This is a genomic window from Streptococcus sp. GMD1S (genome assembly GCF_000296875.1).
Classification (GTDB): Bacteria; Bacillota; Bacilli; order Lactobacillales; family Streptococcaceae; genus Streptococcus.
In genome coordinates, this window is the sequence record NZ_AJQY01000479.1 from 1 (window position 1) to 1,001 (window position 1,001).

General features: G+C 46.9%; 1 protein-coding gene. It reads left to right on the forward strand.

Annotated features, from left to right (window positions below):
* Window positions 1-1,001: G5 domain-containing protein (locus tag GMD1S_RS11525; RefSeq protein WP_000563398.1), on the forward strand; the 1,001-nt coding region annotated here is incomplete at both ends.

Below are 1,001 nucleotides of genomic sequence, written 5' to 3' on the forward strand. Positions count from 1 at the left end.
ATCACAACTCCAGGAGTCCAAGGTGAGCGTACGATTAAGACTCGTGTCTACAGTTCCAATGGTCAAGTTGTTGACCGTCAAGAATTGTCTAATGAGGAAACCCTAGCTCCAGTAACGCAAATAGTCAAAGTCGGAACAGCTAAACCAACTATGGTACCGAACGAAGCACCAAAAGCAGACGCTCTTCCAGAGTATCCGTTGACATATACGGATGAAACCCGCATTGAGAAGATTGCGTTCAATATCGAGGAGCAACATACGGACGAGCTTGTTCGAGATGCTCGTCAAATCGTGACTCCGGGTGTCCAAGGCGAACGAACTATCAAGACTCGCGTCTACAGTTCCAATGGTCAAGAGGTTGATCGCCAAGAGTTGTCTAATGAGGAAACCCTAGCGCCCGTAACACAAATCGTCAAGGTCGGCACAGCTAAGCCAACCATGGTACCGAGTGAAGCGCCGAAAGCAGACGCTCTGCCAGAGTATCCGCTAACTTACACCGACGAAACGCGAGTTGAAAAAATCAACTTTAGTATTCGTGAAGAAGAAACCGATGAGCTTGTTCGTGATGCCCGTCAAATCGCCACTCCAGGAGTACAAGGCGAACGGACTATCAAGACTCGCATTTACAGTTCTAACGGTCAAGTTGTTGACCGTCAAGAATTGTCTAATGAGGAAACCTTGGCTCCAGTAACGCAAATTATCAAAGTCGGAACTGCTAAGCCAAATATGGTACCAAGTGATGCACCGAAAGCAGACGCTCTGCCAGAATATCCACTGACTTATACAGATGAAACGCGCGTAGAGAAAATAGCCTTTAATATCGAAGAGCAATATACGGATGAGCTTGTTCAAGATGCTCGTCAAATCGCAACTCCGGGTGTCCAAGGCGAACGAACTATCAAGACCCGTGTCTACAGTTCCAATGGTCAAGTTGTTGACCGTCAAGAACTTTCTAATGAAGAAACCTTGGCTCCAGTAACGCAAATTGTCAAAGTCGGGAC